The 13121-nt window shown below is 70.1% G+C and carries 15 protein-coding genes; 4 read left to right on the top strand and 11 right to left on the bottom strand.

Annotation, left to right across the window (positions count from 1 at the left end):
- A partial coding sequence (locus ACOJSN_RS13095) for an aminotransferase class I/II-fold pyridoxal phosphate-dependent enzyme (RefSeq protein ID WP_420112942.1) occupies positions 1–542 on the bottom strand: 542 nt, incomplete at its 3' end.
- The gene (gene tdh / locus ACOJSN_RS13100) at positions 543–1604 is read right to left on the bottom strand and encodes an L-threonine 3-dehydrogenase (protein WP_420112943.1); all 1062 of its coding nucleotides are present in this window, start codon (positions 1602–1604) and stop codon (positions 543–545) included. It abuts the gene before it with no gap.
- Positions 1605–1758: 154 nt separating this feature from the next.
- Between tdh and ACOJSN_RS13105 the strand changes: the two genes are divergently transcribed.
- On the top strand, positions 1759–2301 hold the full coding sequence (locus ACOJSN_RS13105) for a hypothetical protein (RefSeq protein WP_420112944.1): 543 nt from the start codon (positions 1759–1761) through the stop codon (positions 2299–2301).
- Between the two features lie 16 nt (positions 2302–2317).
- Here the strand turns inward: ACOJSN_RS13105 and ACOJSN_RS13110 are convergent, their stop codons facing one another.
- The gene (locus ACOJSN_RS13110) at positions 2318–3253 is read right to left on the bottom strand and encodes an L-lactate dehydrogenase (RefSeq protein WP_420112945.1); all 936 of its coding nucleotides are present in this window, start codon (positions 3251–3253) and stop codon (positions 2318–2320) included.
- Between the two features lie 50 nt (positions 3254–3303).
- Complete coding sequence (locus ACOJSN_RS13115; protein ID WP_420112946.1) at positions 3304–3693, bottom strand: VOC family protein; 390 nt, start codon at positions 3691–3693, stop codon at positions 3304–3306.
- A 65-nt stretch (positions 3694–3758) separates the two neighbouring features.
- Between ACOJSN_RS13115 and ACOJSN_RS13120 the strand changes: the two genes are divergently transcribed.
- The 3 genes from ACOJSN_RS13120 to ACOJSN_RS13130 all read left to right on the top strand — a co-directional run bounded on the left by ACOJSN_RS13120 (position 3759) and on the right by ACOJSN_RS13130 (position 6367).
- Positions 3759–4154, top strand: a complete 396-nt coding sequence (locus ACOJSN_RS13120) for a VOC family protein (protein ID WP_420112947.1) — start codon at positions 3759–3761, stop codon at positions 4152–4154.
- A gap of 10 nt (positions 4155–4164) precedes the next feature.
- Positions 4165–4623, top strand: a complete 459-nt coding sequence (locus tag ACOJSN_RS13125; RefSeq protein ID WP_420112948.1) for a DIP1984 family protein — start codon at positions 4165–4167, stop codon at positions 4621–4623.
- 319 nt (positions 4624–4942) lie between these two features.
- Positions 4943–6367, top strand: a complete 1425-nt coding sequence (locus tag ACOJSN_RS13130; RefSeq protein WP_420112949.1) for an amidase — start codon at positions 4943–4945, stop codon at positions 6365–6367.
- 244 nt (positions 6368–6611) lie between these two features.
- On the opposite strand, the gene ACOJSN_RS13135 is transcribed toward ACOJSN_RS13130, so the two are convergent.
- From ACOJSN_RS13135 to ACOJSN_RS13165, 7 genes are all read right to left on the bottom strand, one after another.
- A complete protein-coding gene (locus tag ACOJSN_RS13135) occupies positions 6612–7316 on the bottom strand; it encodes an HAD family hydrolase (RefSeq protein WP_420112950.1) in 705 nt (234 codons plus the stop codon).
- A 26-nt stretch (positions 7317–7342) separates the two neighbouring features.
- A complete protein-coding gene (locus ACOJSN_RS13140; RefSeq protein ID WP_420112951.1) occupies positions 7343–7723 on the bottom strand; it encodes a DUF1304 domain-containing protein in 381 nt (126 codons plus the stop codon).
- 196 nt (positions 7724–7919) lie between these two features.
- Complete coding sequence (locus ACOJSN_RS13145; RefSeq protein ID WP_420112952.1) at positions 7920–8888, bottom strand: hypothetical protein; 969 nt, start codon at positions 8886–8888, stop codon at positions 7920–7922.
- A 114-nt stretch (positions 8889–9002) separates the two neighbouring features.
- Entirely contained in the window at positions 9003–9704 is a 702-nt protein-coding gene (locus tag ACOJSN_RS13150; protein WP_420112953.1) for a hypothetical protein, read from the bottom strand.
- A gap of 76 nt (positions 9705–9780) precedes the next feature.
- Positions 9781–10266, bottom strand: coding sequence for a Cys-tRNA(Pro) deacylase (ybaK, locus tag ACOJSN_RS13155; RefSeq protein WP_420112954.1), 486 nt, complete (start codon positions 10264–10266; stop codon positions 9781–9783).
- Positions 10266–11039, bottom strand: coding sequence for an LppM family (lipo)protein (locus ACOJSN_RS13160; protein WP_420112955.1), 774 nt, complete (start codon positions 11037–11039; stop codon positions 10266–10268). The genes ybaK and ACOJSN_RS13160 overlap by 1 nt, the downstream gene beginning before the upstream one ends.
- 124 nt (positions 11040–11163) lie before the next feature.
- Positions 11164–12966: an ABC transporter ATP-binding protein gene (locus tag ACOJSN_RS13165; RefSeq protein ID WP_420112956.1), complete on the bottom strand. Its 1803-nt coding sequence runs from the start codon at positions 12964–12966 to the stop codon at positions 11164–11166.
- Positions 12967–13121: the final 155 nt, after the last annotated feature.

The following is a 13121-nucleotide window of genomic DNA, read 5'->3' on the forward strand; positions in this document are numbered from 1 at the left end:
ACGACGACCCGGCGAGCTCCGCCGTCGCGGGCAGCCTGCAGCTGGGCGCGCAGGTCGGCCATGTCGCGGTTCCGGTAGCGGAACCGGGCCGCCTTGCTCAGCCGGACGCCGTCGATGATCGAGGCATGGTTGAGCTCGTCCGAGACGATCGCGTCCTGTGCCGTGAACAGCGGCTCGAACACGGCGGCGTTGGCGTCGAAGCACGAGGAGAAGAGGATCGTGGCCTCGGTTCCGAGAAAGTCTGACAATTGCTTCTCGAGCGTGAGGTGGGTGTCCTGGGTGCCGCAGATGAACCGCACCGAGGCCATCCCGAAGCCGTGGCTGTCGAGCGCCGCCTTGGCCGCCGCGATCAGGTCGGGGTGGTCGGCGAGGCCGAGATAGTTGTTGGCGCAGAAATTGAGCACCTCGCGCTGCGGCTCGCCCACCAGGGCCGCGCGGATCCGGGAGCCCTGCGGCGTGGTGATCTCACGCTCGGCCTTCGTGAGGCCTGCGCTCTCGATCGCGGCCAGCTCGGCCGCCAGCTCATCCTTGATCGCATACATCTACAGCTCCCTCCAGTCGAGGACGACCTTGCCGCTGCTGGCGCTGGCAGCGAGGTCGAAGGCGCGTTGCCAGTCACGGGCAGGAATGACGTCGGTGATCACGCCCGTGATCGCCGACCGTAGGCGCGAGCTCGAGGAGAGCATGGCGGTCATCGCGTTCCAGGTCTCGAACATCTCGCGCCCGTAGATGCCCTGAAGCGTGAGCATGTGTGTGACCACGACGCCCCAGTCGATGTCGATCGGCGCGCTCGGGAGCCCCAGCAACGCAATCCGCCCACCGTGGTTCATGTTGCGGATCACCTCGGGCAGCGCGCTCGGGTGCCCGGACATCTCCAGCGCGACGTCGAAGCCCTCCTTGAGCCCGAGCTCCCGCTGGGCATCACCGATCGTCGAGCTGGTCACGTCGAGCGCCAGGTCCACGACGCCCATCCGTTCGGCCAGGGCGAGGCGAGGTCTCGAGACGTCGGTGATCGTGATGTAGCGGGCGCCTGCGTGCCGCACCACCGCGGCCGCCATCAGCCCGATCGGGCCGGCGCCGGTGATGAGCACGTCCTCCCCGATCACCGGGAACTTCAGCGCGGTGTGGACCGCGTTGCCGAACGGGTCGAAGATCGCCCCGAGCTCGGGCGAGATCAGTGCGGTGTCGCCGTCATGGCCGTGCACCCACACGTTCTCCTGCGGGATCACCACACGCTCGGCGAACGCGCCGTCACGGTTCACCCCGAGCCCGCTGGTGTGGATGCACATCTGCCGCCGGCCGGCCCGGCAGTTGCGGCAGATCCCGCACACCACATGCCCTTCGCCGGAGACCCGGTCTCCCAAGCGCACATCGCGGACATCGCTGCCGACGGCGATCACCTCGCCGTAGAACTCGTGGCCGGGGACGACAGGCGGCGTCAGCATGTCGGCCGCCCAGGTGTCCCAGTGCAGGATGTGCAGGTCGGTTCCGCAGATCCCGGTGGTGTGGACCTGCACCGTGACGTCTGCCGGGCCGGCGGCAGGCTCGGGGACCTCGGCCAGTTCCAGGCCGGCGTGCGGACCGGACTTCAGCAGCGCCTTCACCTGGCCGACGCTATCGCCTCCGCCTGCCGGGCGAGCGGGGAGTGAGTCCCGCGGTGCCCGCGCCACGAACCTCACCCGAACGACGCACGTGCACGTGGGCGAGTCCGACCTCCGGAGGATGGTGCCCCGCGCGGCGGTCTGACTACCGTCGATCATGGCTCAGTCGACGGAACGCGCACTGTCCCTGCACAAGCCGTCAGCGGCCGACATCGCGATGGGACTGGGGGTGGCGGCGTGGTACGCATTGCCTGACGTCGTACGCACCAGGCGGGTGCGGGCACTCATCAAGGTGGTCGGCATCGCCGGCATCGGTGCCCTGGGCATCCGCAACGCCGCCGCTGAGCAGCGCGTATCGAAGGTGGGAGAACCGCACTCGAGCGCGCTCGACCTCACGCCGGAGAGTGCGGCCGCCACGGCGAGGGCATTCGCAGACGCACGTGCTGCGGCCACCGAATCGCATGACGATGGCCGTCTCGCCCGACTTCTGGACGGCTCCCGTCCCGGCGCTGCCGGCGTGCTCGCGGTGGTTGCCTTGACCGGGAGCGTGGCCTGTACCGTGCTGGTGGAGCGCGGCATCTTCCGACTCGGCGAACGTCTGCGTGGTGCGGGGTACAAGGCGCCACACGTCATGATCGGCGTCGCCTTGGGGGCCGTGGCAGCCGTGACCGGAATGGGCCGCGCGATCAAGGAGCGCTGACACGCCCCGCGGCGGCTCAGAAGCCGAGCTCCCGGGCAACCTTGCGGATCTCGTCGGCGCTGGCGCGCAGGCCGGTGACCTCGTGGTCGGTCATCGGGATGTGGAGCGGGCGCTCGATGCCCACCCGGCCCACGACCGAGGGGATCGAGAGGCAGACGTCCTCGATCCCGTGGCGGCCGTCGGCCATCGTGGAGACGGGCAGGACACGGTGCTCGTCGCGCAGCACAGCCTCGATGATCCGGCCCGCGGAGACGCCGATCGCGTAGTTGGTGGCGCCCTTGCCGGTGATGATCTCGTAGGCGGCGTGGACCACGTCGTGCGCCATCTGGTCGCGCTCGGCCTCGTCGATGAGGTCGGTCACGGGCACGGCGCCCACCACGGCGCTGCTCCAGAGCGGGATCTCGCTGTCGCCGTGCTCGCCCACGATGTAGGCGTGCACGTTCTGCACCGCCACACCGCAGCGTGAGGCGATCAGCCCCCGCAGCCGCGCCGTGTCCAGCACGGTGCCGGAGCCGAAGAGCTGGTGGGGCGGCAACCCGGTGAGCTTCTGTGCCACGTAGGTGATGACGTCGACCGGGTTCGTCACCATGACGATGACCGCGTCCGGTGCGACCTCCACGAGCTGGGGCATCAGCGTGCGCATCAAGGACGTGGTGGACGCGGCGAGGTCGAGCCGCGTCTGGCCAGGCTGCTGCTTCGCGCCCGCGGTGACGGCGATGATGTCCGCACCCGCGCAGATCTCGATCTCGTCGGATCCCTCCACGTGCGCGGCCGGCACGAACTGCAGACCCTGCCGTAGGTCGAGCGCCTCGGCGCGGACCTTCGCGGCGTTGACGTCGTACAGCACCACCGACCGCGACAGGCCGCGGATCAACGCGGCGTAGGCGAGTGTGGACCCGACCGAACCCGCGCCGACCACCGCGAGCTTGGTTCCCGTGCTGCTCTCGATCACGTCACCATGCTGTCAGCCCGGAGCGGATCTGTCTCCCCTCTGGCGCGCGGTCAGCTCCAGGTGGTCGCGCCTGCCTCGAACTCGGCCCGCGACTGCACCGGCACGATGCAGAACACCAGGCCGCCCGGATCGTGCAGGATCGCGTACTCCTCATGCCGCTCGGCGAGCGTGGCGCCCAAGGCGAGGACGCGGGCGAGCTCCGCCTCGATGTCGTCGGTCTCGATGTCCAGGTGCACGCGCGGGGGCGTCCCGGCACCCGTGCGTTGCATAGCCAGCTCGACCGCCCCCGAGAGGTGACCGAGGTCCTCGTAGGGCGATTCCGCCGTCGCGTGCTTCTCCGGACGAGACGAGCCGTGCGCCGCCGCCCAGAAGTCGGCAGCGGCCTCGTAGGTCTCGCTGGGATGGTCAACAAGGACAACGCCGATTCTGCTTCGATGCACGGTCTCCAAGGTAGGTGACCACGAAACGGCTTGCGGCGCCTCCGGCCTCCGCACAGACTGCCGAGATGACATCCCGCATCTCGCACACGAGCGTCGACTGCCGCAACGCCTACCAGCTCTCGGAGTGGTGGAGGCAGGTGCTGGACTACGTCGATGTTGACGACGACCCGAACGAGCCCGGCCATGAGGAGTGCATGATCCTCACGCGCGACGGCAGCCACCAGGTGCTCTTCATCGAGGTTCCTGAGACCAAGACGGTCAAGAACCGCATCCACTTCGACCTGCGACCCACCGATGGCACGCTGCAGGAGGAGGTCGACCGCCTGCTGGCGGTCGGGGCCACGGAGGTCGCGGACCGTCGCGGCCTGTACGGGCCGGGGAGCGGGTGGGTCACGATGGCCGACCCCGAAGGGAACGAGTTCTGTGTGCTCCACAGCGACGCCGAGCGGGCCGAGAAGTAGGGTCACAGGCATGTTGCTCGCCGAGGCGCTCGCGCGCCGCGCTGATCTGAATGCCCGGATGAATCAGCTCGCCACCCGCGCGGTGGGGAACGCGCTCCACCAGGAGGGTGACTCGCCGAGCGAGGACCCGACGGCGTTGCTCGCCGAGCATGATCGCCTCGCCGGTGATCTCGCTGAGTTGGTCGCAGCGATCAACCGCACGAACCTCGGGCTCGAGATCTCGCCCGGAGTGACGATGACCGAAGCGCTCGCACGCCGCGACGAGCTGCGCACGCTGCACCGGGTGCGCACCAACGTGGCCGATGCCGCCTCGCGGCGTCAGGACCGCATCACCCGAAGCGAAGTGAAATACGTGCCGGCGGTCGATGTCGCCGCAGTGCGGCAGGCTGCCGATGACGCTGCCCGCGAGCTTCGTGAGCTCGACACCCGCATCCAGGAGGTGAACTGGACCAGCCAGCTGCAGCAGTGACGAGTCGGTAACCCGCCGACGGGAGCGAGCGCAAGGCCGGCGCCACCCAGGGCCGAACATGGGTGGCACTGCAGGACCGAGGGGCCGGTCCCTCCGTGACATCCGGACACGGTGCATGCCCGTCACAGTGCACACGTGCACAACTGATCCTGCACGACTCACTACCGCGCGCTGGCCCGTTGTCCGGGTGAGGGTGGGTTCGGGGACCTCGTCACCGCTACGGCGGTTCCCGCCGTGCCCGCTGCTCTGCGGAGAGCGTTCCCGGTCGATCTGCAGTCATCTCGTGGCAGCGATTCGCCCGCGTTCTACGCTGGTGAGCGTGACGGAGATCGATGAGTGGGGTGCGTTGGGGCTGGCTGCCGCGATCCGATCGGGGGAGACGTCGGCGAGCGAGGTGCTGGCGCACACGCTCGAGCGGGCCGAGCGGCTCGGTCCTGAGGTGGGGGCGTTCGTGCGGCTGACCGCGGACCTCGCGCAACAGCAGGCCGACGATGCCACCGCCCGGCTCGCTGCGGGCGATCCCGCGCCGCTGCTCGGTGTGCCGCTGCCGATCAAGGACCTCACGATGGTCGCGGGCGTCGAGATGAACGCCGGCAGCGCCGCGATGCAGGGTTTCGTCCCGGATGTGGACGACGGCGTGGTGACCCGGTTCCGTGAGGCCGGCACCGTGATGGTCGGCAAGACCAGCACGCCCGAGATGGGACTGCCGCCGTACACCGAGCCCGACATCGGGCCGCCGGCGCGCACCCCGTGGGACCTCACGCGGTCGGCGGGCGGTTCGTCGGGTGGTGCGGCGGCCGCTGTCGCGGCCGGAATCGTGCCGATCGCTCATGGAAACGACGGCGGAGGCTCGATCCGGATCCCGGCCGCGGCGTGCGGGCTGGTCGGGTTGAAGCCGAGCCGGGGCCGGGTCAGCACCGGCCCGGTAGGGGTCGACGGCGCAGCGTTGGCCGTCAATGGAGTGCTCACCCGGGAGGTGCGCGACACCGCGGTCGCGCTCGACGTGCTCTCGCCCGGGTGGCCGGGCGACGACCGGTCGTTGCCCGCTCCCGAGGCTGGCTCGTTCCTGGCCGCGTGCGACGCGCCGGTGGCGCCGCTGCGAGTCGGGGTGCTGACCACCCCGATCATCACGCCCGAGGCGCCGGTCCATGCGGAGGCGACAGCCGCCGTCGGGAAGGCAGTTCGACTGCTCGAGGAGGCCGGTCACACGATCGGCGAGGCGCCGGTGCCGTTCCCGGCGGAGCGGTGGCTGCCGTTCATCGACGTGTGGTCGGTGATGGCGGCGAGCGCACCGCTGCCGCCCGAGGCCGATCCGCTGCTGGTGCCGCTGACGCGGTGGATGCGGGAGCGCGGTCGTTCGGTGGACGGGGTGACGTACGCGAACGCGATCGCCGCAGGGCAGCGGCTGCAACGTGACGCGGCGCGCGCGTGGGCGGAGTTCGACGTGATCCTCAGCCCCACGCTCGCCCAGCCGCCGCCGCGGATCGGCGAGATGCGCGACGACGCCGACCCCGAGGCCGACTTCTGGGCCCAGTGCGCCTTCACGCCGTGGACGTCCACGTGGAACATCCTCGGCACGCCGGCGATCTCGCTGCCGCTGCACCATGCACCGGCCGAGGATGCCGGGCCGGTGCTCCCCTGGGGTGTGATGCTCGGGGCGCGTACCGGGCGTGAGGACGTGCTGCTCGGGCTGGCAGCTGGGCTCGAGGCTGCGGCTCCGTGGCCGCTGGTCGCGGGCGGTTAGCCGCTCTCTGCCCGGGCCGCCGCGGCCTGAGCGTGCAGCCGACCGGCGCCGCTCGCCGCGAGTCAGTACCGCGTGGGCGAATCAGTACGGCAGGAGGTACTCCCTCGCCCGGGACGTACTGACTCGTCGCTCATGGGGTCGGGAGTCGGGCCGCCCTCGAGGAAGGCGTCGAAGGGCCCTCCTGTGCGGCGTGCCGGTCGAGCCTCACGAGCGGCGGACGGAGAGGCCCCAACCCTCCGCTGCGTCACCGCATGGGAGAGGTCGACGCGTCCGATGCCGCTGCTGAGCAGCCTCTGCTCGAGGCGAGCACGATCTCCACGGCGTCGGGGAAGCTGTCGGCGATAGCGGTGGGTCGGGGTGCAGCGGTGGGGTAGTCGCGTCCGCGGCGGAGCCACACGCTGGGGAGCCCGGCGTTGGCTGCACCAGCGATGTCTGCTTCGGCGGAGTCGCCGATCATCCAGGCCTCCTCGAGGGTGCCGGGTGCGGCGTCGGCGGCCAGGTGGAAGATGGCGGGGTCAGGCTTGCGGACGCCGACCCCTTCGCTCACCACCATGCCGGCGACGTGATCGCCCAAGCCCATCAGCCGCATCTTGTTCTCCTGCTGCGCGACGTTGCCGTTGGTCACCACGAACGGGACGAAGCCGCCGTCGCGCGCTCGACTCAGTGCCGGCACGATCGTTGGGTCGGGCCGCAGGTACTCCAGCACACCGGCGCGCAGGACTGTGATGACGTCGGCTTCCTCGTCGGTGCTGAGATTGAGCAGGACGGCGAGGTCGGCGGCGACGTCGGGCTTCGGGCGCAGGCCGTCACCATCCGCCTGGACCATTGCGGTCAGCAACTCCGGATCGGCGCTGCCGTAGCGATCGGTCAGATAGGCCTCCGCCCAGCGGGTCATCGAGGCAGCGCGATCGATCAGGGTGTTGTCGAGGTCGACGAAGAGGAGCGGCACGGCGACCAGTCTGGCAGGGGGTGGCGTCAGAGCGACGAGATGGCCAGCGCGAGGAGAGCCAGCAGCGGAAGCGTGCCCTGGGTGGCCGCGGCGCGCGCCTTGCTCCGGTCGCTGGCCACGAGCACCACGGCGGCGGCGAGCATCGAGCCGACGCCCGCGATGATGAGCGCGATCGACACGGCCCGGTTGCTGCCCGCGGCGACGATCCCCGCGGCGGTGACGATCGCGAGGAACAGGTTGTAGAAGCCTTGGTTGAAGGCGAGCGGCTTGGTCACGCGGGCGTCGGCCTCGGAGACGCCGAAGGTCTTCCGAGTGGCGGGCGCCTCCCACCGGATCGACTCCAGCACGAAGATGTAGACGTGCAGCAGGGCCGCGAGGCCGGCGAGCACGAGGGCCACGGTGAACATGCCCTGAGTCTGGCGCACAGCTTCGCCTCGATGTGTGAACTCTCGACCTCGTTCGGTGGCGTGTCAGTGCCTTGACCTACGTCCCCCGGCACGGGGAATGACCGTCTGTCACGGGAGAGAAGCATGGCCACCGATGAGTACCTACTGGCGGTACTGGACAAGGTCGAGGAGCACGGTTGGGCACTCGTGCAGGTGCTCAGGTTCGCGTCGGTGACGTCGCACGTCTGAGGTCGAGGTCGATCGGAGCGTCGCGGTCGCAGACGAGCCGCTCGCCCACCACTCGCAGCGTGGCGACCTGCACGTCGGTGACGTGCTCGATCGGGACATCGGGTCGGGCCGAGTCGGGCTGAGAGGCCCCTGCGCCGTGCTCGGACCGGTGCGTGAAGTAGAAGATCCACGCCAGTTCGCTCCCGCGGGAGTCGGTGCCGACCACCACGTCAGCGTGGTGCCCGAGCCCGGCGTCCCACGTCCGGGCGCCGGGCTGCTCGAGGATCAACCCCTGCCGCTCCCATGTATGCAGATCGGTCGATCGGTGCACGCCCAGGCCGCGCCACTCGTCGGTGATCATCCAGAAGCAGCCACCGAGCTCGAACACGTTCGGTCCCTCGTGCGAGGGGTGGCCCACGGTGAGTCGCGACTCCCCCCAGCCCACCAGGTCGGGGGAGTCCGCGCACCAGGTGGTGGAGTCGTGCGCCTCGTCCTTGAACCACATTCGGTAGCCCCCGCCAGGCAGTGGGTAGACGCAGGCGTCGATCACCCGGTTCGAGGAGAGCGGCACCTCGCCCAGGTACTCCCATGCCACCAGGTCGTCCGAGACGTGGTGCAGGATCGTTCGCGCGTGGCCCGCCCACTGCTCCGGTACCCCTCGGATGTAGCTGACGAACATGTGGTATCTGCCCTCAGCCCACAGCACCTCCGGCGCCCAGAGCGTGTTGCGGCCCTCGTGCGGGTCCACCCCGTCCAGCACCCCCGCGTACGTCCAGGTCACCCCGCCGTCGTCGGAGCGGGCCACGCCGATGTCGGTCCCGTGCACCCACCGGACACCCGGCCCACGGTCACCCGCCCGCCGCTGCGTGTAAAGCATCCGCCACGACCCGTCCGGCGCCTGAACCAGCGTCGGGTCCGTCGGGGCGTGGTGGATCGGGTCGGTGTACAACGCGCTCATCCCTTCACGCGTGTCACGTGGGCCGAGGTCATCCTCTGAGAACGTTAACATCGGCGGTTGCAACGAATCGGCTCAGCGGCTGATGCCCGTGGTGAAGGATGCCGGCGGCCTCACCTACCGGGCCGCGTCCAGCAGCCCGTGGTACCGCCACTCGTAGTCGGCGTCCACCGTACGGAAGGCGCTGTCGATCTCGGCACCGACGGCCGTCCACGAGTCGATGAAGGAACCTGTCGCCTCCTCGACGGCGAGCGGCTCGTAACTCGTGTCCCTCTTGTGGAGGTCGAGCACCGTGAGGCGACCGGTGTGTCGTGACGGTCCGTAGCTGCGCACACCATCGGCGAGGAATCGTGAGAAGGATGTGACGTCGTCGAACACCGACGATGCCAGGTCGCCGTCGCGCGCGAGACGCGCGTCGAGGATGGTCGTCCCCCGCACGGAGGCCCGCACTCGACCGACCCTCCGGTCCTTGACCACGTCGAGGTCGACCAAGCTGTGCGGGGCGGAGAATCCCAGGTGGGTGAATGCCGACCCGACTCTCGATGACGTCAACCGCTCGGCGACGTACACCGACGGCTCGGGGTCGAGCGCGCCCCACCGCTCCGCACAGGAGCGGCTTCGCCATCCAGCGACGGTCGGCAGCGGAGCGATCGTGATGTTGTGCAGATCGAGCACGCAGAACGAGGCGACTGCCCATCCGCCCACGAGCTGGGGCTGTAGCGGCTTCGGCACCGGCGCCGCTTCCGCCGGCACTCGGAGATTGACGACGAACCGCTCCCGCATATCCGCACGTACCGCCGGGAGCCACGATCCGTTCATGGGAGCGATCATGCCGGAACGAAGGACACACCCGCGAGGCCAGAACTGCCCAGTGAGTACCGTGGCAGAACGGCCGTCAGCGCGCGATCTCCGCCAACGTCCCACTCGTCACCGCGAGCAGGTCCTCGGGCGCGAGCTCGAGGTCGAGCCCGCGCCGCCCGCCGGAGACCAGCACGGTCTCGAACCCGGCGGCGCTGTCGTCGAGCACGGTGGGTAGCGCCCGCTTCTGGCCGATCGGACTGATGCCGCCGACGACGTAGCCGGTGATCCGTTCGGCCGCCTTCGGCTCAGCCATGGTGGCCTTCTTCGCCCCGACCGCAGCGGCCATCGCCTTGAGATCGAGCTGACGATCGACCGGCACGATCCCGACAGCCAGGCCACCGCCGTCGAGATCCACCAGCAAGGTCTTGAACACGCGGGCCGACTCGACCCCGAGTGCCTCCGCGGCTTCCAGCCCGAACGAGGAGGCGGCAGGGTCGTGCTCATACGCACGCACCTCATAGTCGATCCCGGCAGCCTCGAGCGCCACGATCGCCGGCGTGCCCGCCGATCGCCGCGCCATCAGCGCTCGTCGTCGAAGATCTCGTCGACCTTGCGGTTCGACTCCCGACGTGAGGCAGCCTGCCGAGCCAGCACTCCGCCGTCGCCGGTTCGCTGGCGGCGACTGAGCCACCATGCGAGCAGCGCACCCACGCCAGCCAGCGCGGTGAGCACGATCAGTGGCACCGGCACGCGCGAGAGCCACGACACCGCGCCGACCGAGGAGGTCGCATAGATCGTCGCCTCGCCGCTCGCCGAGTCGAGATCCCACGTGACCGTGCGGCCGTCGAGCGAGCCGTTGTGGTCGGTCACGTCCTCGGGCATGGTCACGGAGATCCGTGCGGTCCACGGCGGGATGTCCGCGCTGTTCTCGTCGCCCGGATCCAGCGTGGAGAGGTCGCCGCGCACCACATAGGCGGTGTCCTCGCGCGTGATCGACAGCGCTCCGTCGGTCGCCGCAGCGAGTCGCTCGATCGGGACCTCGTCGAAGGTCAGGGTGGTGCCGGTGTAGCCGTCGGCGGCGTACGGCTCGCCGGTGAGACCGCTCTCGGGGGTCGCCGCCAGTTCCTCGGCGATCGCCGCCGACAGTGCCGCCGGGTCCTCGCCGTGCGCGACCGCCCACTCGTCCGAGATCGCCAGGACCATCGCCCCCGACACCGTGTCCGGTGCCTCCGACTCGGTCCCGTTGATCGTCAGGTCGCCATCGAGTCGCACGCACCCCGCCAGGGCGAGAAGCCCGACGGCGGCGCTCACCACCGCGCGGATGGCCACGTTCACGGGGGTCGGCTTGCTCACGTGGGCACCCTACGTGGCGGACCGGTTCGGGGTGATTCGCAGTCATCCAGTGACGGCAGATCGCACGGAAACGCTATCCGGCGGGGAGGGGAGGGTGTACGAGCGAGGGGGACGCGCGGTGGGGTCAGCTCGTGGGCGCCAGGAGCTGGTGTTGGGCGAGCTCGCGGTAGAGCGGCGAGCTCTGCAGCAGATCGGCGTGGGTGCCGGTGGCCACGACCTGGCCGTGATCGAGGACCACGATCTGGTCGCTGTCCACCACGGTCGAGAGCCGGTGGGCGATCACGAGCAGCGTGCGGCCTGCGGCGACCTCGTCGATCGCCGAGCGAAGTTGCGCCTCGTTGCGGCTGTCCAGGCTCGAGGTGGACTCGTCGAGCAGCAGCAGGTCGGGTGCGTTCAGCAGTGCGCGGGCGATGGCCAGACGCTGCCGTTCACCGCCCGAGAGCATCACACCGTGCTCGCCCACGGGGGCATCGAGGCCGGCGGGAGAGCGGGTGAGGACGTCGGAGAGGTTGACCTGGGCAAGCACGGCCCGCATCTGCTCGTCGGAGGCGTCCGGGGACGCGAGTCGGAGGTTGTCGGCCAGCGAACCGGCCAGCACCGGGGCGTCTTGCTCCACGTAGCCGATGCCGGAGCGCAGGTCCGTCCGTGCGACCTCCCGCACGTCGACGCCACCGGCCAGCACCCGGCCGCCCGTGGGATCGTAGAACCGCTCGACCAGGGCGAACACCGTGGACTTACCCGCCCCGGACGGCCCCACCAGGGCCGTGCGGGACCCACGAGGAACGGCGAAGGTGACGTCGTCGAGCACGGGGGCTGCCTGCTCGCCTGAGGGATAACGGAACGACACGCCCTCGAAAGCGATGGCAGGCCCATCGGTGCGGGGTGAGACCGAGGTGGTGACATCGTCGTCGGACTCGATCGGGAGCCGCACGATCTCCTGGATCCGGCCGAGGGCGCCGAGCGCCTGGCTGACCGCGGACATCGCCCCGATCATCTGCGCGAGCGGCATCACGAGCAGGAACAGGAACATGAGGAAGCCCACCAGTGCGGCGATGCTCAGCTCGCCGGCAGCCACACGTGCGCCGCCCACGCCCAGCACCACGAGGAACGCGACCTGCAGTGCGACCCCGGCGATCGGCACCACGAGCGCGGAGACCCGAGCCACCTTGATGCCGGCTCGGTAGGCGCCCTCGGTGCGCTCGTCGATCACCTCGGCCTCGCGGTCGCCCGCGTTGGCGGCGCGGATCGTCCGCACCCCCGAGATCGCACGCTCCAGCGCCGACGACAGCGCCCCGACCTGCTCCTGTGCCTGCGCGCTCGCACGGGTGAGCATGGGCATCACGGCGCCCGCGAGGCCGAACGCGAGCACCACCACGCCGAGCGTCAGCGCGAACAGGAGCGGGTCGATGATGATCATCGCAATCACGGCGCCCACGAACGTGAGCAGCCCGCCCACCGACTCCACGAGCCCTTGTGTCAGGACCGCACGTAGCAGCGTGGTGTCGCTGCCCACGCGGCTGACCAGGTCGCCCGTGCGGCGGGTGTCGAAGGTCGCGATCGGCAGATGCAGGATCCGTGCCACCAGGCGGCGCCGGCTCAGCCGCACCACCTGCTCGCCCATCACCTGCAGCAGGTAGTGCTGGTAACCGGCCAGCAGCGCGTCGGCGACCACGAGCCCAACCAGCAGCCACGGCAGCCAGCCGAGCGCGGCCGCCGCCTGCACCCGGTCGATGACCTGCTGCACCAGCAGCGGCTGCGCGAGGCTCGTGGCAGCGCCCAGCACCGACAGGATCAGTGCCGCGATCAGGAGGCCGCGATTGACCACGAGGTAGGGGAGCAGCTCGCGGAGCGAGGCGCGGGGGCCGTCGTCGGAGCGTCGCCGCCCGAACGGGCTGCGCGCTCTGGCTTGTGGCTCGGTAGCAGTCATTGAACGGTGCCAGCCATTTCCTGCGTTGAACGTGGTTTCAATCGGCCTTCGGGGGGCCATCGGTCGAGGAACGTCGCAGTCGCTCGACGGCGGTGCTTGTCGTTCACCTGCGACCGTACTTCTTGTGGACGGCCTGTTTGGTGACGTCGAGTGCG

The sequence above is a fragment of the Pseudactinotalea sp. genome (assembly GCF_048594945.1).
GTDB lineage: Bacteria > Actinomycetota > Actinomycetes > Actinomycetales > Beutenbergiaceae > Pseudactinotalea.

Coding starts and splice junctions, on each gene's coding strand:
- ACOJSN_RS13105 (WP_420112944.1), top strand. CDS start 1,759: ATGGCTCAGTCGACGGAACGCGCACTGTCCCTGCACAAGCCGTCAGCG.
- ACOJSN_RS13120 (WP_420112947.1), top strand. CDS start 3,759: ATGACATCCCGCATCTCGCACACGAGCGTCGACTGCCGCAACGCCTAC.
- ACOJSN_RS13125 (WP_420112948.1), top strand. CDS start 4,165: ATGTTGCTCGCCGAGGCGCTCGCGCGCCGCGCTGATCTGAATGCCCGG.
- ACOJSN_RS13140 (WP_420112951.1), bottom strand. CDS start 7,723: ATGTTCACCGTGGCCCTCGTGCTCGCCGGCCTCGCGGCCCTGCTGCAC.
- ACOJSN_RS13145 (WP_420112952.1), bottom strand. CDS start 8,888: ATGAGCGCGTTGTACACCGACCCGATCCACCACGCCCCGACGGACCCG.
- ACOJSN_RS13150 (WP_420112953.1), bottom strand. CDS start 9,704: ATGAACGGATCGTGGCTCCCGGCGGTACGTGCGGATATGCGGGAGCGG.
- ybaK (WP_420112954.1), bottom strand. CDS start 10,266: ATGGCGCGGCGATCGGCGGGCACGCCGGCGATCGTGGCGCTCGAGGCT.
- ACOJSN_RS13165 (WP_420112956.1), bottom strand. CDS start 12,966: ATGACTGCTACCGAGCCACAAGCCAGAGCGCGCAGCCCGTTCGGGCGG.